This window comes from Phenylobacterium sp. (genome assembly GCF_046291545.1).
Classification (GTDB): Bacteria; Pseudomonadota; Alphaproteobacteria; order Caulobacterales; family Caulobacteraceae; genus Phenylobacterium.
Genome location: NZ_JBKBSM010000003.1, coordinates 202,807 through 220,285, shown reverse-complemented (window position 1 = coordinate 220,285; position 17,479 = coordinate 202,807). Strand labels below are relative to the sequence as shown.

At 69.9% G+C, this 17,479-nt stretch carries 18 protein-coding genes and 1 tRNA gene; 9 read left to right on the top strand and 10 right to left on the bottom strand.

Translation table 11 applies throughout. The features are described 5' to 3' along the window. From ACK4YQ_RS10555 to ACK4YQ_RS10540, 4 genes are read right to left on the bottom strand one after another with little or no spacing between them, the layout of a single operon-like run. Positions 1 to 312 carry a hypothetical protein gene (locus tag ACK4YQ_RS10555; RefSeq protein ID WP_409611113.1) on the bottom strand — a complete coding sequence of 104 codons (312 nt, stop codon included), beginning with the start codon at positions 310 to 312 and terminating at the stop codon, positions 1 to 3. A 1-nt stretch (position 313) separates the two neighbouring features. Beyond that, positions 314 to 2,842 (bottom strand): cbb3-type cytochrome c oxidase subunit I, encoded by a 2,529-nt coding sequence (locus ACK4YQ_RS10550; RefSeq protein ID WP_409611111.1) that lies wholly within the window; start codon positions 2,840 to 2,842, stop codon positions 314 to 316. Then, entirely contained in the window at positions 2,839 to 3,825 is a 987-nt protein-coding gene (gene coxB, locus ACK4YQ_RS10545; RefSeq protein WP_409611109.1) for a cytochrome c oxidase subunit II, read from the bottom strand. The genes ACK4YQ_RS10550 and coxB overlap by 4 nt, the downstream gene beginning before the upstream one ends. Continuing rightward, on the bottom strand, positions 3,788 to 4,171 hold the full coding sequence (locus ACK4YQ_RS10540) for a c-type cytochrome (RefSeq protein WP_409611107.1): 384 nt from the start codon (positions 4,169 to 4,171) through the stop codon (positions 3,788 to 3,790). The genes coxB and ACK4YQ_RS10540 overlap by 38 nt, the downstream gene beginning before the upstream one ends. A 115-nt stretch (positions 4,172 to 4,286) precedes the next feature. Here ACK4YQ_RS10540 and ACK4YQ_RS10535 point away from each other — a divergent pair, with 115 nt between their 5' ends. Next, complete coding sequence (locus tag ACK4YQ_RS10535; protein ID WP_409611105.1) at positions 4,287 to 4,952, top strand: c-type cytochrome; 666 nt, start codon at positions 4,287 to 4,289, stop codon at positions 4,950 to 4,952. On the opposite strand, the gene ACK4YQ_RS10530 is transcribed toward ACK4YQ_RS10535, so the two are convergent. Together ACK4YQ_RS10530 and ACK4YQ_RS10525 are read right to left on the bottom strand one after the other, a co-directional pair. Beyond that, positions 4,834 to 5,523, bottom strand: a complete 690-nt coding sequence (locus tag ACK4YQ_RS10530; protein WP_409611103.1) for a cytochrome b — start codon at positions 5,521 to 5,523, stop codon at positions 4,834 to 4,836. The genes ACK4YQ_RS10535 and ACK4YQ_RS10530 overlap by 119 nt on opposite strands. Next, positions 5,520 to 6,278, bottom strand: a complete 759-nt coding sequence (locus ACK4YQ_RS10525) for a cytochrome c oxidase assembly protein (RefSeq protein ID WP_409611101.1) — start codon at positions 6,276 to 6,278, stop codon at positions 5,520 to 5,522. Before ACK4YQ_RS10525 ends, ACK4YQ_RS10530 begins: the two co-directional genes overlap by 4 nt. Before the next feature lie 143 nt (positions 6,279 to 6,421). Here ACK4YQ_RS10525 and ACK4YQ_RS10520 point away from each other — a divergent pair, with 143 nt between their 5' ends. After that, positions 6,422 to 6,703, top strand: coding sequence for a hypothetical protein (locus ACK4YQ_RS10520; RefSeq protein WP_409611099.1), 282 nt, complete (start codon positions 6,422 to 6,424; stop codon positions 6,701 to 6,703). Between the two features lie 114 nt (positions 6,704 to 6,817). Next, a complete protein-coding gene (locus ACK4YQ_RS10515) occupies positions 6,818 to 7,768 on the top strand; it encodes a hypothetical protein (RefSeq protein WP_409611097.1) in 951 nt (316 codons plus the stop codon). A gap of 340 nt (positions 7,769 to 8,108) precedes the next feature. Here the strand turns inward: ACK4YQ_RS10515 and ACK4YQ_RS10510 are convergent, their stop codons facing one another. Continuing rightward, entirely contained in the window at positions 8,109 to 8,606 is a 498-nt protein-coding gene (locus tag ACK4YQ_RS10510; protein WP_409611095.1) for a hypothetical protein, read from the bottom strand. A 503-nt stretch (positions 8,607 to 9,109) separates the two neighbouring features. On the opposite strand from ACK4YQ_RS10510, the gene ACK4YQ_RS10505 reads away from it, so the two are divergent. Beyond that, positions 9,110 to 9,346, top strand: a complete 237-nt coding sequence (locus ACK4YQ_RS10505) for a hypothetical protein (protein ID WP_409611093.1) — start codon at positions 9,110 to 9,112, stop codon at positions 9,344 to 9,346. Then, complete coding sequence (locus ACK4YQ_RS10500) at positions 9,346 to 9,564, top strand: hypothetical protein (RefSeq protein ID WP_409611091.1); 219 nt, start codon at positions 9,346 to 9,348, stop codon at positions 9,562 to 9,564. The genes ACK4YQ_RS10505 and ACK4YQ_RS10500 overlap by 1 nt, the downstream gene beginning before the upstream one ends. Positions 9,565 to 10,107: 543 nt before the next feature. On the opposite strand, the gene ACK4YQ_RS10495 is transcribed toward ACK4YQ_RS10500, so the two are convergent. The 3 genes from ACK4YQ_RS10495 to gph form a co-directional block, all read right to left on the bottom strand. Further along, a complete protein-coding gene (locus ACK4YQ_RS10495) occupies positions 10,108 to 11,490 on the bottom strand; it encodes a DUF6538 domain-containing protein (protein ID WP_409611089.1) in 1,383 nt (460 codons plus the stop codon). A 273-nt stretch (positions 11,491 to 11,763) separates the two neighbouring features. After that, positions 11,764 to 11,838: transfer RNA gene (locus ACK4YQ_RS10490), tRNA-Val, on the bottom strand. A gap of 47 nt (positions 11,839 to 11,885) precedes the next feature. Beyond that, a complete protein-coding gene (gene gph / locus ACK4YQ_RS10485; protein ID WP_409611087.1) occupies positions 11,886 to 12,581 on the bottom strand; it encodes a phosphoglycolate phosphatase in 696 nt (231 codons plus the stop codon). Positions 12,582 to 12,672: 91 nt separating this feature from the next. Between gph and glmU the strand changes: the two genes are divergently transcribed. From glmU to ACK4YQ_RS10465, 4 genes are all read left to right on the top strand, one after another. Further along, the gene (glmU, locus tag ACK4YQ_RS10480) at positions 12,673 to 14,034 is read left to right on the top strand and encodes a bifunctional UDP-N-acetylglucosamine diphosphorylase/glucosamine-1-phosphate N-acetyltransferase GlmU (RefSeq protein ID WP_409611085.1); all 1,362 of its coding nucleotides are present in this window, start codon (positions 12,673 to 12,675) and stop codon (positions 14,032 to 14,034) included. Between the two features lie 82 nt (positions 14,035 to 14,116). Then, a complete protein-coding gene (gene rpiA / locus ACK4YQ_RS10475; protein WP_409611083.1) occupies positions 14,117 to 14,800 on the top strand; it encodes a ribose-5-phosphate isomerase RpiA in 684 nt (227 codons plus the stop codon). Between the two features lie 11 nt (positions 14,801 to 14,811). Next, on the top strand, positions 14,812 to 16,194 hold the full coding sequence (gene gor / locus ACK4YQ_RS10470; RefSeq protein WP_409611081.1) for a glutathione-disulfide reductase: 1,383 nt from the start codon (positions 14,812 to 14,814) through the stop codon (positions 16,192 to 16,194). After that, a complete protein-coding gene (locus tag ACK4YQ_RS10465; RefSeq protein ID WP_409611079.1) occupies positions 16,191 to 17,444 on the top strand; it encodes an O-antigen ligase family protein in 1,254 nt (417 codons plus the stop codon). Before gor ends, ACK4YQ_RS10465 begins: the two co-directional genes overlap by 4 nt. The last annotated feature ends 35 nt before the right edge of the window (positions 17,445 to 17,479 follow it).

Sequence of the window (17,479 nt, the reverse complement as noted above, 5' to 3'; positions counted from 1 at the left end):
TCAGCGCCCCATCAGGGCCGGCAGGCCCTGCCAGATCACCGCCACCACGGCGAGGGCGCCGCCCGCGCCGGCGATCAGGCCGGCGAAGCGGCGCAGGGAATCTTCGCCGGCGGACCGGCGCAGGCGGAGCCCGGCCAGGGCGAAGCCGGCCGCCGCCGCCGCACAGGCCGCCGTGAAAGCGGCGATGAGTCCGCGCGCGGCCGGGGCTGCGGCGTCCTGGACCACGTCGGCGACGCTGGCGATGGCGTAGACCCCGGCGAAGTGCGCCGCCCAAACCGCCAATCCGCCCAGCATGTAGACCCAAAGCCGCACGTCACGCCCCCGGGAACAGCCGCACGAGCAGGGCGCCCGTCGCGCCCTGAGCGGCGGCGTAGCCGATGAACAGCGCGACGAGGTCGACGGTGCTGACGCGGGCGCGGGAGACGAGGCCCCGGGCCGTGCGCGCGGCGAGAAACCCCGCCATCAGCACGATCACCGACAGGAGAACCCCCTGGAAGCTGAGCAGGGCGAAGAGGGTGGCGCCCTGGCCGCTCGCCTCCGGCCGCAGGCCCGCGCGCCACCAACTGCCGAGGTCGGCGGCGAAGGCGCAGAGCGCCGCTCCGGCCGCCAGGACCATCGCCGCCGTCGCGGGCCAAGGACCGGCCCGGCGCACCGTCCTCGCCGACGTCCACGCCAGGGCCCCGGCCGCCACGTAGCCGCCGACGGCGAGCCCCAGCCACAGGTGCGGCGGCGGGGCGATCCAGAGGTCGGGGCGCCGGCTCCAGAGGAAGACGTAGCTGAAGGCCGCCATCGCGAAGATCATGCCGGCGACCACCAGCAGCACCACCATCGCCCACCAGCCGTGGCTGGCCGGGCCGGAAGCGTAGGTGGGGATCCGGATCCCGGCGCCGATGTCGACGCTCTCCTCGGCCATCGGCCGGTCGGTCTCCCAGAGCCAGCGCAGGACGCAGACCACCGCCAGCACTCCGCTGAGGACGCCTGCGCCATAGGCCTGCACCGTGAGCAGCAGGAAGAACCCGGCCGTGAACACCGCCGCCAGCACGTGCCAGGCCGAGGGGCCCGGCATCCGCTGCAGGTACTGCGGCTCGGCGCGCAGAGGGCTGGTGATGATCGTCTCGCGCTCGCCCGTGGCCGTGCGCGGCAGGAAATAGCGGCCCTCGGCGACGTCCTTGGAGATCTGGGGGTCGTCCCACAGGGGATAGGCGCTGCGGATCACGGGGATCGATCGGGTGGAGTAGAGCCCGGTGGGCAGCCACTCCAGGGTGCCGCCGCCGAAGACGTTGCCGGCGTCATCGTCGGCCGTGAACCGGAAATTGCGGAGAAGGTCGATGATGAACAGGAGCACGCCGGCGCCGATCAGCAGGGCGCCGAAGGTCGAGATCAGGTTCGGCAGCTCCCAGTCGCGGCCGGGCAGATAGGTGTAGACGCGCCGCGGCATGCCCATCAGCCCGGTCAGGTGCATGGGCAGGAAGGTGACGTGAACTCCGGTGAAGAACAGGCCGAACACCCAGCGGCCCACCCGCTCGGACAGCGGACGGCGGCTGGTCATCGGCGTCCAGTAGTAGAAGGCGGCGAACATCGGCAGGACCATTCCGCCGATGAGCACGTAGTGCAGGTGGGCGACGATGAAGTAGGTGTCGTGCGCCTGCCAGTCGAACGGGACCATGGCCACCATCACCCCGGTGACGCCGCCCATGACGAAGGTGACGATGGCGCCGACGGCGAACAGGGCCGGGGTGCTCCAGCGCACCTTGCCGGCCGCCAGGGTGGCGATCCAGGCGAACACCTGCACGCCGGCCGGCACGCTGACGGCCATGCTGGCCGCCGAGAAGAAGCTGATCGATATGGTCGGCAGGCCGGTGGCGAACATGTGGTGGACCCACACGCCGAAGCTGATGAACCCCGTCGCCAGAAGGGCCAGGACCACGAGGCGATAGCCCACCAGCGGCGTCTGGGCGATGGTCGGCACGATCATCGACATCAGCCCGGCCGCCGGCAGGAAGATGATGTAGACCTCCGGATGGCCGAAGAACCAGAACAGGTGCTGCCACAGCACCGGATCGCCGCCCCGGGTGGGGTCGAAGAACGGCCAGTTCAGCGCCCGCTCCAGCTCCAGCAGCAGCGTGCCGAGGATCACCGCCGGGAAGCCGATGATGATCATCGCGGCGAACACCAGCATGGCCCAGGCGAACATCGGCAGCTTGTCCAGCGTCATCCCGGGCGAGCGGGTCTTGAGCACGCCGACGACGATCTCCACCGCCCCGGCGATGGCGCTGATCTCGATGAAGCCGATGCCCAGCAGCCAGAAGTCGGCGTTGATCCCCGGCGAATAGGTCTTGCTGGTCAGCGGCGGATACATGAACCAGCCGCCGTCCGGCGCCAGGCCGAAGAAGATCGAGGCGAAGAAGCAGAGGCCGCCGACGAGATAGGCCCAGAAGGCGTAGGCCGACAGACGGGGAAAGGGCAGGTCCCGCGCCGCCAGCATCTGCGGCAGCAGCATCACGCCGAGGGCTTCCACGGCCGGCACGGCGAACAGGAACATCATCACCGTGCCGTGCATGGTGAAGACCTGGTTGTAGGTCTCCTGCGGCAGCACCCCGTTCAGGGGCAGGGCGAGCTGCACCCGCATCAGCAGGGCCAGCACCCCCGCCAGGCAGAAGAACAGGAACGCCGCTCCCACGTAGTAGAGGCCGACGTAGTTGTTGTTGACGACCGTCAGGCGGCCCCAGCCCTTCGGCGCGGCCCAGACCCTCTCCAGTTCGGCCAGCTCCTCGGGCGGGCTGGGCTCCTTCGTCGGAAACCGCCTGAAGAGGCCGGGGTCGAATCCGGTCTCGGAGGTCATTTCAGGCTTCCGAGATAGGCGGCCAGGGCGCGGAGTTCGCCGCCGGAGAGCATCCGGTAGGGCGGCATGCGGTTGCCGGGCTTGATCTCGTGGCTGTCGGCGATCCAGCCGGCGATCGTCCCCTGATTGTTGGGCAGGATGCCCGCGCCCAGAGAACGGCGTGAGCCCACGAAGGTCAGGTCGGGTCCGGCCAGGCCGTTGGCGGGGGTGCCCTGGATGCGGTGGCAGGCGCCGCAGCCGCTGTCCTGGAACAGCCGGGCGCCGCGCATCGCGAGCTCCGCGGCGGGGGAGGCGGCCGCCGGCTGCGAACGCCGCGCGGCGCGCCAGCGGTTGAACGACTCCGGCTCGTGGGCCACCACCACGAAGCCCATCAAGGCGTGGGGACCGCCGCAGTACTCGGCGCACTGGCCGGCGTAGACGCCCGGCGCGTCGGCCTGGATGCGCAGGATGTTCGTGCGCCCGGGGATCATGTCGAGCTTGCCGCTCAGCCGAGGGACCCAGAAGCTGTGGATCACGTCGGCCGCCTCAAGCTCCAGGGTGACGGGCCGTCCGACGGGAATGTGGATCTCGTTGGCGTCATGGACGGCGGCGCGTCCCTGCGCGTCTAGGTAGGCCACGCGCCACCACCACATCTCGCCCGTGACCCGGATGCGCATTTCGCCGGGCGCAGGCGGAGCCGACAGGCTGTGGGTCGCGGTCAGGCCGTAAACCAGAAGGGCGCTCAGCACGACGACCGGCAGCGCCAGGCCCGCCAGCCAGATCGTGCGCTCGTTGGACAGTCGCGCCCGCCACCTGGGGCCGCCGAAAAGGGCGGCCGAGAGCGCCGCGACCACCATCAGCACGACGGCGACCGCCATGCCGGTCAGCGTCCAGCTCAGCGCGGCCACCGCGCCGGCGTGCGGCCCGGCGGGGTCCAGCGGCGGGGGCGGCCAGCCCCGCAGCGCCTCAGCGAGCGTCGAGCGTATAGAGGTAGGCGGCGACATCGCGGGCCTCCTGCTCGGTGAGCGGCATCGGCGGCATGGCGGTCTGGGGCGCCAGGGCCGGGGCGTTGCGCACCCAGAGCGCCAGAGTCTCCGGCTGGTTGGCGAAACGGCCGGCGATCAGCGTGCGCTGGGCGAAGCCGTCCAGCGGCGGGGCCACGCGGCTCTTCGGCCAGCGCACCCCCGGGATGTCGTGGCAGGCGCCGCATCCGACGGACTCGATCAGGCGGCGTCCGCGTCCTGGATCCGCGGCGGCGAGGGTCTGCGGCTGGGTCGCGACCTGATCGCAACCCGTCAGGACGAAGGGCGCGAGCGCGGCGGTCCAGGCCGTTGCGGCGCGCCTCGGCATCTCTCCTCCCTGGCCTCAACCCTGGCTGCAACCCCTTTCGGCCCAGGTGGTTCCTTTGGCGTAGACCCTGGAGAGGAGCCTTCGCATCGCCGCGCCCCGTCCTCGCCTGGCCTTGGTGCTGGCTCTCGCGCTCGCCGGATGCACGGCCGAGCGCGTGCGCGACCCGTTTACTGCCACCGGCGAACTGATCGCCCTGAGCGGCGGCGACGCCGGCGCGCGGCGGGCCTGCGTCGTCTGCCATGGACTGGGCGGCGAGGGCGACGGCGAGCTTGCGCCGCGTCTGGCCGGCCTTCCCGCCGGCTATCTGGTCAAGCAGCTGCAGGACTACGCCGACGGCCGCAGGGCCCACCCGCAGATGGAAGCGATCGCCAAGGCCCTGAACGGCCAGGAGCGGCAGGCGGTGGCGGAATACTACGGGAGCCTGCCCTGGTCGCCGGCCGAGGGCGCCGCCGTAGCAGAGGCGCAGGGCCGGCTGATCTACCATTCCGGCCTGGCGCAGGCGGGCGCACCGGCCTGCGCAGACTGCCACGGCGCGGAGGGGCAGGGGACGGGCCTGGGCAACCCGCCCCTGGCCGGCCAGCCCGCCGGCTATCTGGCCGCGCAGATGACGCACTGGCGCGAGAGCCGCCGGCGCAACGATCCGCAGGGCGTCATGCTGGGAATCAGCCGCCGCCTGAGCCCGGCCCAGGCCGCGGCGGTGTCGCGCTATGCGGCGCAGCTGCGCTCCACACCCGCCGCAGCAGGCGGCGCAGGGGCCTCAGGCCCGGCAGCATCCCCCTGAGCACGTCGTCCTGGTCGACGACTTCGTGCTTCAAGGCGGCGCCGACGTGCAAGGGGATGATCACCACCAGGGCCGCCACGGCGGCGGCGTGGACGACCTCGGCCCAGGTCTCGATCCGCCAGCGTGTCTCCGGCGCCAGGTCCTGCAGCGGCAGGTGCGGCCAGGCGACCAGCCCGCCAAGCTTGAGCTCCAGGTCCGGCGCGGTGGCCGAGATCATCGCCCAGCCGCTGATCGGCAGCGCCAGAAGGACGGCGTAGAGGGCGTAGTGGGTCGCATGGGCCGCCGTGCTCTGCCAGCCGGGCTTGTCCGCGTCGTTGATGGGACCGGGCACCATCAGCCGCCAGCCCATCCGCAGGAGGGTCAGCACGAAGATCAAGAGGCCGACGTGGGCGTGAATCTCGTAGGCCTGGAGCTTGTCGGCCCCCACCGGCAGCCGGCCGGTGCGCCAGCCCCACCAGAGCTGGAACAGGATCAGGGCCGCCACGGTCCAGTGGAACGTCACGCCGACGGGCGAGTAGCGGCGTTCGCGGGTGTGGCCGCGGGCCCAGCGGCGGACGGACTCGACGATCATGCCGCCTCGGCCCGGGGGGACGACAGGCTGCGGCCGACGATGGCCAGGGCGGCCAGAAGATAGGCCAAGGCCATCGGCGCCCACATGATCAGTCCGGCCAGCTGCTGGTCGGCCAGGGGGCTCAGGCCCCAGGCCCAGGTGGTGGTCAGGTGCGGCGCATAGAGCGGGGCGGGGGCGAAGGTGATCAGCGCGCCCAGAAGGCCCATCTGCACCATGGTCGCCAGCAGCGCCGCCGCCGCGGCCAGGCCGCAGCAACGGCGGACTGCGCGCCACATCAAGAGGGCCGTCCCCAGGAGGCTGGCCTGCATCAGCCAGTAGACCCCGTCGTGGCCCAGGGCCCAGGCGTAGGGCGCCGGCGCATGCCAGAGCCAGAAGACGGCCGCATGCAGCCCGGCGGCTCCGGCCAGCGAGGGCCCCCGCCCGCTCGCGGGCAGGCCGAAGGCGAGCAGCGGGGCGGCCACGGCCACCAGCAGGGCGTGATGGACCACCCGGGCGCTGAACAGGGCCGAACTCAGGGCGCATAGGGGGGAGACGAAGCCGATCGCCAGGGCAAGGGCGGCCAAGCCGATCAGACGGCCGTCCAGAGCGACGCGGCGGCGGGCCCAGATCCAGCACGCCACAGCCGCCGCCGCGACGGCGAGCAGCCAGGGATCGAGATTCCACCGCACCAGGATCTCGCCCGGGCCGGGCGCGACCCCGCAATAGGGGGTCCAGATCGCTTGCGCCGCTGCGCCGAGTGCGTCCTGGCGGGACATGCGCCTTCAACCGTTGTCGGGGTCCAGGGGCAAACCGCGCCCGCACGGCAAGGTTCCCGCCGCGGGGCAACCTGGGAGCGGCTGCGACGTTAGCCGGCTCGACCTGCCGGCCCCAGGGTCGGCTTTCCGGGAAGGAGATCCACATGCAGCGAAGTCATTCGACCGTGACCGCAGCGGTCCTGCTGGGCGCCTTCGCCCTCGGCCTTAGCGCGTGCGACGCCGCGCCCCCGGAAGGGGCGGAGGGGGCGGCGGGCGAGGTGTCGCTGGCCGATCCCGATTCCGGTGAAATGCCCAAGCCGACCTCGGTCGGCGGAGGTCCCGCCGGCCAGACGCCGGAGTATGGCGAGCCCGGCGGCGCCGTGGGCGACACCATCCCGTCCGAAAGCGCGGCCAAGGCCCAGTCGCGGGCCGCCGCCGGGCGCTAGGCGCTCACGCGGACGGCTCTCCCGCATGGCCGGCGATGCAGCTTCCCCCTGGTGGAACCAAGCCGGCGGCGGACTGTTCTAGTCGCCTCGCAGGCACATACGAAGGATTGGGGCATGGCGCCGCAACACAACGGCGCGAGGGGCCGCGCGACCGCATGGGCCGTTCGGCTGCTCGGCGCGGTGCTGGGCTTGATCGGCCTGGTGCTGACGGCGGGCGGGGCGTGGCTCGCGCTCGTCGGAGGATCGCTCTACTACCTCCTGGCCGGACTGGCGCTCGTCGCCTCCGGCGTCCTGCTCATCCTGCGCAATCCCCTGGGCGCCTGGACCTACTTCATCCTCTACGGCGTCACGCTCGCCTGGGCGGTCTGGGAGAGCGGCCTGGACGGCTGGGGCCTGCTGCCGCGGGTGGTCGCGCCGTCGGTCCTGATGGTGCTGGTGCTCCTGGCGACGCCGGCGCTCACGACGGCCCGGCCGCACCGGGTCGGCGCCCTGGGCGTCGCGGCGGCCTTCGTCGTGGTGCTGCTGGGCGGAGGCCTGATGGTGGCCGTCGCCCAGCCGGAGATGGACCCGCGCCCCCTGCCTCCGGCCACCCTGGCCATGAGCGAGCCTTCGCCGATGCAGCCTGGCGCCGACTGGCCCGCCTATGGCGGCGCCTACAGCGCCCGCCGCTACTCGCCGCTGAGCCAGATCACGCCGCAGAACGTCGATGGTCTCGAGCGCGTCTGGCTGGCCCACACCGGCGACCTGCCGAGCGAGACGGCGAAGGGCATGTACGCGGCCGAGACCACGCCGCTGAAGGTCGGCGACAGCCTCTATCTGTGCTCGGCCAAGAACATCCTGATCGCCCTGGATGCGGGGACCGGCAAGGAGCGCTGGCGCTACGACCCGCGGGTGCCGGACGCCTGGATCCCCTACAGCGCCAGTTGCCGGGGCGTGTCCTACTACGCCGCGCCCGGCGCCGAGCTTGCCGTCAGGTCCCCGCTGAAAGACCTCCGTCCGGGAAGGGTCCAACTCACCGGGCTGACGGCCGGCGATCCATATCCTGCGGCGCGGGGCCCGAGTTGAGGACTCCTGTCGACTGACCTCTTTGGGAGTCGCCGGCTGCTCGGGGCGGTAGGACATCGATCGAGCCGGCGATGCCGCCGTCGAGAAGCCGGCGCTGGAAGACGGGTGGCTTGCAAAGATCGGGGACAGCGGAGCAGGCCGCGACCTGCCTGCCGGGAGCGAGATCGGGGAAAGGGGAAAGGGCTGGCTCCCTTCATCCTTTGGACTGAGGGCCGGCGAGGGCAGCGGGACTGGTCTGGCCCCGCGGTTCGCGCCTGAGGTCTCGTCTCGTAGCCACCGGTTCGGCCCACCGGCACGCCGAGTGCGGGCCCACTTCGGGTCATTCTCGCGGAATTCGCTATCACTGTAGTTCGAGCGGCTTCTGCGTCGGGTGAACCGGCATAGTCTCCGAGGCGAAACGCAGGATGGAAGTCGGAAAGTTCGTATGCGTTTGGTTGCGGCCATCGCCCATGATGGCCTTGCCGTTGAAAGTGTTGGCCTCGCCGTTCCTGTTGACATTGGGTTTGATGTAGCAAGGCCGGTAGACGGGGCTCAGGGTGTTGTGGCCGCCCAAATAGGACTGGGCGCCGCCCGTCTTGCTTCCGTTGCGGGAGCGAACCGGCCTTTCAAGTTCGACCAACCCTTGCGGGTTGTAGGTCATATTGCGGGCCGTTTGGTGGCCCTTCCCCGACACGACAGTGCCGGGGCTGAAGACGAGGATGTCTTCATGCTTTTTGAGGTGCCTCTTTCGGGCCTGAAGGAAACCGGTCGCACGGCTCTTTTCCCAAACCAGCGCATCTTTGAACCACGCAGGATTGCTCATCACCAACTCCGCCGTGAAGGGCTGACTGGCGGTCATCCGCCGCCCCCATGACGGGGCCAGACTGCTTGCTTCATCACCATGTGGATCGAAACGGTTGCCAGCCGCCGATTACCAAGCGGGCTGACGCACATCGACGCTCTTCAAACCGCGTCGATGTCGCCGTGGCTCCAACTCGGCTTCGGGGGACCACGACTTCTGTTTTGCCTGCGCGACACCACAATACGCGCCGACCATTTCTGATCGTCTGGGCGGCGGGGACCGATCCCCTTCCCATGTGCGCTCTCTTCGCCTGCGCTGACCTCGGGCTTCAAACTCACGGCGGACCAGCGTTGCGGTCGGGTCCGCATATATGACCGCCGAGGCGGCCCCCTGAGAGATGTAAGTGGTAGTCGCGGCAGAGCCGCCTCGATCATTATTTATCCCACGGCAGGGGGCCGAATATCCATATCTTTTGACGGTGCTCAGCAAACCTAACTGCCCAGATAAATAGGACTATCGGGCACATCTTCTCCCGATCAACGGACCTATCTGGGAGACCTATGGACGACGAAATCTACGACCTGCTGGCGCGAAAAGGCTACGCCCGATCCGCCCGTTTCTTCTCGACCCACTACTGCGCGCGCAGCCCGAATTACATCGCCATGGGCGGCGGTGTGTCCGACTCCGCAGGTCTGACCGTCGTGCGTCAACTGACCGCCGAGGGCCGCTGGATCACTGCGCTGCGCGTCCTGATGATCCTCTTCGGGCGCCGCCATGACGACGAGGTGGCGGCCTGATGAACAAGCCCTCCGCGCCCTTCGTCGCACCACACCGGATCGACCTGAACATCAACTTCGATGACCGGATCGACGATCAGCGTCGGATCGCAGCGGAGAACTGGTGCTGCCATCACACCCAGCACAGGTGGTTCCGTCGCGTGCTCACCGAACGCGGGATCGCCGAGTTCCACTTCGACGACCAGAACGAAGCGACGATGTTCTGGCTGGCGAACTGACGGCCTGACGACGGTTGAAGAGCCGTCCCCGCACCGTTGACCTGACCCGCTCCGAACTCGATGGCTACCGGCTCACACCATCAGCACCGGAGGCGCCATGACGGACGACACCACCTCGATCACCACGGTCAGCGACGATGAGATCGGATCGTGGGAAGACCGTTATGAACGCGGCTCTGCCTTGGCCCTGTCGCATCCACCACTTTTCTCCAAGCCTTTCAAACGGTTGAGACTTCTCCCCATCGAGGGGGCGGAAGTGGCCATTTGTGACACCACGGTGTGTCACCACGGACACCTCGAACCGTCCGCAAACCGTTGTGGAAGAAGGGATTCTGGCCATCCGGCCTGTAGCACCGGCGTGTATCACCAAGCCCCTGCTTCGCAGTCGGCCACCACGTCGCCTAAACCGTCTCGGAACGGTCAGCCTTCACCGTCGAGACGGTCGCCATCGGCTCCACGACGCACATCCGGCCTCATGGTGCGGGGAACGATCTTCTATCTTCGGGTAAAGGTGCCCCAGCATCTCCAAGCTCGGCTCGGGCGTTAGCCCGCCGGTGGCGGGCTATGGTTCGGCATGAGGTGGGATAGGTCGAGATTCGGGTAGTCCACGCGCTCCATCGCCTCAAACAGCGTCTTCAAGCGGAACCCTCGACCATATGCCTCGGCGGTAAGCGTGCCCTCGGTGCCGGTGCCGGATGACCAGCCACCCAATGCGAGGGCGACATCATGGTCGATCCGCGCTTCCCGAAGGGCATCTCGAAAGCAGTGTCGGAAGCTGTGAAAGCAGGTCTTCGGGCCGTTCGCCTTGGCCTTGTGAATGAACCGCCTAAACCACTTGGAGAACGGGTCGGAGTAGTAGCCCGTGGTCGAGAACGGAAGTTCGGGAAATAGCTTCACCGACCCAGTTCGACGACGCTCATCCACGAAGTCCATGAAGCCGATCTCGGTCAGACGCGGATGGATGGGGACGAACCGCTCGCTCGTCGAGGTCTTCACCTTCTTGTCGTCGCCGCCGCCGCTCGACCGGCTCGTGATGAGGAAGCAATCCACACCATCAACCTGCCTGATGTCGGCAACATCAAGCTGGCAGATTTCGTTCATTCGCATCCCGCTGAAGAGCGCGATCAGCGGCACCCAGAAGCGCGCGCGGCGGGGGCGCGCAGGGCCGACATCGGCGTAGCCGTATTCGTCGTCCACACAGCCGCGATAGAGCGGCGCGTTGAAGATCGCTCGAAGCTGGTCGTTCGAGAACGGGAGGCGCCGGTCGCGGCGGTGTCTCGGATCGACGACGCGAAGTCCCTTTGCGGGGTTGCGGTCGATGTAGCCCTCGTTCAACGCGAAGTTCATCAGGGCCGACAGGCATTTCAGATACGAGTTGATGGCCGCGTAGCCCAGCGTCGAGGTGAGCTTCTTGGCCTTCGCCATATCCGACGCTTGAACAGCGGTCAGCTTCGGAAACCGCTTCTTGCTGTTGGTTGGTAGCCACCGAAGCATGTCCAGCAAGCGGCGGCAGGCTTCACGGTCGATGGAGCGCAGCGGCGTATCCATCCCCAGCACCTCGCCGACGATGGGGATGGTGTGGTTGTAGATCGCCCGCACCTTGTGTCCTCGTTCCTTCACTGGATCGTCGAGGAAGATCGCCAGAAGCTCGCGCAGCGTCTTCTCCGGCGGCCTCGGAGGGGCAGGGGCGGGATTGTCCGTCCAATCGTGGCGCGGGGCCTCCTGAGCGATCTGGGGGCGTTTCGGCAACGCTTGAATATCGCCCTGAAAGGCCCGCTCGAAATCGGCGGCGACCAATCGAGCCTGACGAATCGCGACCGACCTCCTGCCGGTGCCCAATGATCGACAGAGATGCGTTCGCCCGAGCCGAGCTTGGAGATGCTGGGGCACCTTTACCCGAAGATAGAAGATCGTTCCCCGCACCATGAGGCCGGATGTGCGTCGTGGAGCCGATGGCGACCGTCTCGACGGTGAAGGCTGACCGTTCCGAGACGGTTTAGGCGACGTGGTGGCCGACTGCGAAGCAGGGGCTTGGTGATACACGCCGGTGCTACAGGCCGGATGGCCAGAATCCCTTCTTCCACAACGGTTTGCGGACGGTTCGAGGTGTCCGTGGTGACACACCGTGGTGTCACAAATGGCCACTTCCGCCCCCTCGATGGGGAGAAGTCTCAACCGTTTGAAAGGCTTGGAGAAAAGTGGTGGATGCGACAGGGATTGAACCTGTGACCCCCTCGGTGTGAACGAGGTGCTCTCCCGCTGAGCTACACATCCGCCGGAAGGGGTGCGCCTATAACCCGCTGGCGCCCGCGCCGCAAGGGTCAAGCGCGGAGCAGGCGCGCGCAGGCTTCGGCCAGATCGTCGAAGTGGTGGATCAGCACGTCCGCCCCCAGTTCCTCGGCCGGAATGTCGGTGTAGCCGAAGCTGACGAGGACCAGCCCCGCGCCCGCCGCGCGGGCCGCGCCGGCGTCGGTGGCGGCATCGCCGACCATCACCGCCCGGGGCAGGGCGCCGCCGGCGGCGGCGATGGCGGTGGTCAGGTGGCGGGGATCGGGCTTGCGCGCCGGGGCGGCGTCGGCGCCGACGATCGCCTCGAAGCGCCGGCTCATGTCCAGGGCGTCCAGCAGGTTGGTCGACAGGTCGGTGCGCTTGTTGGTGCAGACCACCAGCCGCGCCCCGGCGCCCTTCAGGGTGTCCAGCGCCTCGATCACGCCCGGGAAGGGGCGGCTCTCGGCGGCGATATTGGCGTTGTAGTGTTCGATGAAGCGCTCGAACAGCACGTCCAGCCGCTCCGGCGCTAGATGCGCGCCCGCCGCCTCGAAGCCGCGCTCGAGGAGCCGGCGCGCGCCGTAGCCGATGAATGGCCGTGCCTCCAGCACGGGCAGGGGCGGCAGGCCCTCGGCCGCCAGCAGCACGTTCAAGGTGCCGATCAGGTCAGGGGCGGTGTCCACCAGGGTCCCGTCCAGGTCGAAGGCGATGACCGCCCCCTTCAGGGCCGAAAGGTCCGTCTCGGTCATGCAAGCTCCGTCGAAAGCGCTCGCCGTTTCGGCTAAACGCCGGAAGATTGCAACGCCGTCCTGACTCGAAGCCCGACCCGAAAGGCCGCCCATGACCGCCAGCCCCGCCCGGCCCCGCGCCGCCGTCATCCTCGCCGCCGGCCATGGCACGCGGATGAAGTCGGCGACGCCAAAGGTCCTGCACAAGGTGGGCGGCCGCTCGATGCTGGACCGCATCATCGACACCGTCCAGGCCGCCGGCTGCGCGCGGGTGGTGGTCGTCGTCGGGGCCGGCCCCACGCCGGTGCGCGCCGCCGCGATCGCACGGCTGGGCGAGGCCGGCGTGGTTGTGCAGGACCCGCCGCTGGGCACCGGCCACGCCGTGCAGGCGGCGCGTGAGGCCCTGGCCGACTTCGACGGGGACGTGCTGGTGACCAACGCCGACTGCCCGCTCCTGGCCGCAGCGGACCTGGAGCCGCTGTTCGCCATGCGCGGGGAGGGCGCGGGCCTGGCCCTGCTGGGCTTCGAGCCCGCCGACCAGTTGCTCTACGGACGCCTGATCCAGGCCAACGGCCACGTCCTGCGGATCGTGGAGCCGGTGGACTGCAACGAGGAGGAGCGGGCGGTGAAGGCCTGCTACTCGGGCATGCTGTGCGCCGGCCGCGCGGACCTGTTCGCCTGGCTCTCGCGGGTCACCAACGACAACGCCAAGGGCGAGTACTTCCTCACCGCCATCGTCGGCCTGGCCGTGGGCGACGGGGCGGTGGTGCGCGCCGCCTTCGCCCCCGAGGCCGCGGTGATGGGCGCCGACACCCCGGCCCAGCTCGCCGCCGCAGAAGCCGAGTTCCAGAAGCGCGCCCGCGCCCGCTTCCTCGCCGAGGGCGTGCGCATGGCCGCCCCGGAGACGGTCCACTTCTCCTGGGACACGCAGATCGCCGCCGACGTGATGATCGAGCCGTTCGTCGTCTTCGGGCCGGGGGTCGCCGTGGAGGCCGGTGCTGTGATCCGCGCGTTCACCCACCTGGAAGGCGCAATCGTGCGCGCGAACGCCCTGGTCGGGCCCTATGCGCGCCTGCGCCCCGGCGCGGACATCGGCGAGGAGGCGCACATCGGCAACTTCGTCGAGGTCAAGAAGGTGAAGGTCGGGCCTGGCGCCAAGGCCAACCACCTGGCCTATCTCGGCGACGGAACGGTCGGCGCCAGGGCCAACCTCGGCGCCGGCACGATCTTCTGCAACTACGACGGCTTCGACAAACACGAAACCCACGTGGGCGAAGGCGCGTTCGTGGGGTCCAACACCGCCCTGGTGGCGCCGGTGACGATCGGAGCGGGGGCCTACACCGGCTCGGGCTCGGTGATCACCCGGGACGTGGCGCCCGACGCCCTGGCTCTGGAACGCTCGACCCAGGTGGAGAAGCCCGGCTGGGCGACGCGCTTCCGCGCCATGAAACAGGCCAGAAGGGCGAAGAAATAGGTTCCCGCCCGACCGGGCTATGGCCTATCTGCGGCCGTTGGCCGAGGGTGCGCGGCATGTGCGAGCGGGGGTGAACGGACGAATGGACGCCGAAGCGCAGAAGAAGGCCGCGGGCGAAGCGGCCGCAGCCCTCGTGGAGTCCGGCATGGTCGTGGGCCTGGGCACCGGCTCGACCGCCGCCTGGTTCGTCAAGGCGCTCGCCGCGCGGGGGCTGGACGTCACCGGCGTTCCCACCTCCCAGGCCACGGCCGACCTCGCCGCGAGCCTGGGCCTGCGCCTGGCCGAACTGGGCGAAGTGCGGGAACTGGACCTGACCGTCGATGGCGCCGACGAGATCGGCCCCGGCCTGTCGCTGATCAAGGGCGGCGGGGCGGCCCTGCTGCGCGAGAAGCTGGTGTGGGAGGCTTCGCGCCGCTGCGTGGTGATCGCCGAAGCGGCCAAGCGCGTGCCCATCCTCGGGAGGTTTCCCCTACCGATCGAGGTGGTGGCCTTCGGGCACGAGACCACGGCCCTGCGCATCTGCGACGCCCTGGCCGAATGCGACATCGGCGTCGCCCCGCGCCTGCGGGTCCGCGACGGCGCCCCCGTGCGAACCGACAACGGCAACCTCATCTATGATGCGCCGTGCGGGCGCATCGAAGAGCCCTCGGCCCTCGCCGCTGCGCTGAAGAGCGTGACCGGCGTGGTGGATCACGGACTGTTCCTCGACCTGGCCGACCAGGCCCTGGTGGGCGTGGCGGAGGGCGTGGTGACGCTGGAACCCTGAAGGAGGCCCGCGTGGCGGACTACGACTACGATCTCTTTGTCATCGGCGCCGGCTCCGGCGGCGTGCGCGCGGCCCGGGTGGCGGCGATGAGCGGGGCCCGCGTGGCCGTGGCCGAGGAGTACCGGGTGGGCGGCACCTGCGTCATCCGCGGCTGCGTGCCCAAGAAGTTCATGGTCTACGCCTCGGAGTTCTCGCACCAGTTCCAGACCGCCGAGGGCTACGGCTGGAGCCCATCCGAGGCGCGGTTCGACTGGCCGACCTTCCTCGCCGCCAAGGACAAGGAGATCGCGCGGCTGTCGGGGATCTACGTGACCAACCTGCAGAACGCCGGCGCCGAGCTGGCGCACGAGCGGGCCCATGTGGTCGACGCCCACACGGTGGAGCTGGAGAAGTCCGGTCGCCGCATCACCGCCCAGCGGATTCTGATCGCCACCGGCGGCCGGCCGTGGAAGCCGGAGCTGCCGGGGGTGGAGCACGCGATCACCTCCGAGGAGGCCTTCCATCTGGAGACCCTGCCCAAGAGCATCGTGGTGGCCGGCGGCGGCTTCATCGCCCTGGAGTTCGCCGGCATCTTCAACGGCCTGGGCGTGCAGACCACCCTGGTGCACCGCGGGCCCAACGTGCTGCGCGGCTTCGACGACCACGTGCGGGCCCACATCGCCGAGGAGATGGAGCGGCGCGGCATCCGGGTGATCCTGGGCTGCCAGCACGAGAGCATCGAAAAGACCGCGAACGGCCATGTCAGCCACATGGCCGACGGCTCGAAGCTGGAGTCCGACCTCGTCATGTTCGCCCTGGGGCGTGCGCCCTACACGGCGGGGCTGGGCCTCGAGAGCGTGGGCGTGAAACTGTCCGAGAACGGGGCGGTGGTGGTGGACGAGTATTCGCGAACGAACGTGCCCTCGATCTGGGCCGTGGGCGACGTCACCGACCGGATCAACCTGACCCCGGTGGCGATCCGCGAGGGCCACGCCTTCGCCGACACCGAGTTCAACAACAAGCCGACCAGCTTCGACCACGAGCTGGTGGCCTCGGCGGTGTTCTCCCAGCCGCCTGTGGGGGCGGTGGGCATGACCGAGGCCGAGGCGCGACACGCCCTCGGCAAGGTCGACATCTACCTCTCCCGCTTCCGGCCGATGAAGTACACCTTCTTCGGCGGGGGCGAGCGGTGCCTGATCAAGCTCGTGGTGGAGGCCGAGACCCAGAAGGTGGTGGGTTGCCACATCGTCGGCCCAGACGCCCCTGAGATCATCCAGATGGCCGCGATCGCCATCAAAATGGGCGTCACCAAGCCCCAGTGGGACCAGACCTGCGCCGTTCACCCGACGCTGGCCGAGGAACTGGTCACCATGCGTGAGAAGTACCTGCCGCAGGAGCTGGGCGCGGCCGCATGACGAGCGCGTTCGATCCTCGGATCGACGCGCGCCGCGCGGCCTGGTTCGGCGGCGTCCTCACCTTCGTGGCGGCCCTGGCGCCCCTGCTGGGATGGCTGGCGCCGCTCGGCTTCGCCCCGCTCGCCGCCCTGGGCGGGCTGCTGGCGCTGGGCGCCCTGAAGGCCGAGGCGCGCCACCTGCCGGCCATGGCGCCGGCCCTGGCCATGATCGCCTGGGCGGTGGTGTCCATCTTCTGGACGCCGCACCGGCCCGAGCGGTTCGAGGAATGGATCGCGGTCAAGATGCTGGCCGAGGCCATCCTGGTCTGGGCGCTCATCCGCGCCGCGGCCGAGGCCGATCCGGCTGGGCGGCGGCGGGCGCTGTTCGTCCTGGCCTGGGGCATGGCGGGCCTGGGCGCGGTCCTGTTCGTCGAGGCCGCGAGCGGGGCGGTGGTCTACCAGGCCCTGCGCCGGCTGATCGGCGATCCCACCCGTCCGGACCTCGCCGCCAAGAACGTGGCCCAGGGCACCTTCGTCCTGGCGCTGTTCTGCGCGCCGGCGGCCCTGGCGGCTCTGCGCGTCGGCGCGCCGAAGGTCCTGGGCCTGGTGATGATGGGCGGCCTTCTCGCCGCCAGCGTGGTCTTCGGCTACGACGCCCCGCTGCTGGCGATCGTCCTGGCCGCGGCGGCGGGGGGCATGGTCATGGCCTGGCCGAGGATCGCGCCGCGCATCCTGGCGGCCGGGGCGGCCATGTTCTTCCTTGGCGCGCCCAGCGTCGTCGTCGCCGCCCAGGCCAGCGGCCTCTACCAGAAACTGGAGGCGGCGGCGCCGCTCTCCTGGTCCCAGCGCATGGGCTACTGGAGCCATGCGGTGCGGTGGATCGGCGACCATCCGCTGCGAGGCTGGGGCATCGACGCGAGCCGCATGTTCGCGCCGGGGATCAAGCTTCATCCGCACGACGCGGCCCTGCAGATCTGGCTGGAGCTCGGGCTGGTGGGCGCGGTCTGCGCGGCCGCCTTCTGGGCGGCGGTGTTCCTGCGCATGAGCCGCAGGGCGCCGGACCTGGGCGTCGCCGCCGGCGCGGCGAGCGCCGTCGCCTATCTGGTGTTCGCCGCCGTCAGCTTCGGCGTCTGGCAGGAGTGGTGGGTCTGTCTGGGCGGCGTGGTCGCCGCATTCGCCTTCGCCGTCGAGCGCCAGCCGCCGGCGAGCGCCGTGCGCCGCAGCGCCGCCTCGGTCACGCAACCGTCGACGCCCGCCCCCATATCGGGGTAGATGGCGCCGGTTTTGCTCGCCGGGTCACGGCGCGC

Coding starts and splice junctions, on each gene's coding strand:
- ACK4YQ_RS10550 (WP_409611111.1), bottom strand. CDS start 2,842: ATGACCTCCGAGACCGGATTCGACCCCGGCCTCTTCAGGCGGTTTCCG.
- coxB (WP_409611109.1), bottom strand. CDS start 3,825: ATGTCGCCGCCTACCTCTATACGCTCGACGCTCGCTGAGGCGCTGCGG.
- ACK4YQ_RS10540 (WP_409611107.1), bottom strand. CDS start 4,171: ATGCCGAGGCGCGCCGCAACGGCCTGGACCGCCGCGCTCGCGCCCTTC.
- ACK4YQ_RS10530 (WP_409611103.1), bottom strand. CDS start 5,523: ATGATCGTCGAGTCCGTCCGCCGCTGGGCCCGCGGCCACACCCGCGAA.
- ACK4YQ_RS10525 (WP_409611101.1), bottom strand. CDS start 6,278: ATGTCCCGCCAGGACGCACTCGGCGCAGCGGCGCAAGCGATCTGGACC.
- ACK4YQ_RS10520 (WP_409611099.1), top strand. CDS start 6,422: ATGCAGCGAAGTCATTCGACCGTGACCGCAGCGGTCCTGCTGGGCGCC.
- ACK4YQ_RS10515 (WP_409611097.1), top strand. CDS start 6,818: ATGGCGCCGCAACACAACGGCGCGAGGGGCCGCGCGACCGCATGGGCC.
- ACK4YQ_RS10510 (WP_409611095.1), bottom strand. CDS start 8,606: ATGACCGCCAGTCAGCCCTTCACGGCGGAGTTGGTGATGAGCAATCCT.
- ACK4YQ_RS10505 (WP_409611093.1), top strand. CDS start 9,110: ATGGACGACGAAATCTACGACCTGCTGGCGCGAAAAGGCTACGCCCGA.
- ACK4YQ_RS10500 (WP_409611091.1), top strand. CDS start 9,346: ATGAACAAGCCCTCCGCGCCCTTCGTCGCACCACACCGGATCGACCTG.
- ACK4YQ_RS10495 (WP_409611089.1), bottom strand. CDS start 11,490: ATGGTGCGGGGAACGATCTTCTATCTTCGGGTAAAGGTGCCCCAGCAT.
- gph (WP_409611087.1), bottom strand. CDS start 12,581: ATGACCGAGACGGACCTTTCGGCCCTGAAGGGGGCGGTCATCGCCTTC.
- glmU (WP_409611085.1), top strand. CDS start 12,673: ATGACCGCCAGCCCCGCCCGGCCCCGCGCCGCCGTCATCCTCGCCGCC.
- rpiA (WP_409611083.1), top strand. CDS start 14,117: ATGGACGCCGAAGCGCAGAAGAAGGCCGCGGGCGAAGCGGCCGCAGCC.
- ACK4YQ_RS10465 (WP_409611079.1), top strand. CDS start 16,191: ATGACGAGCGCGTTCGATCCTCGGATCGACGCGCGCCGCGCGGCCTGG.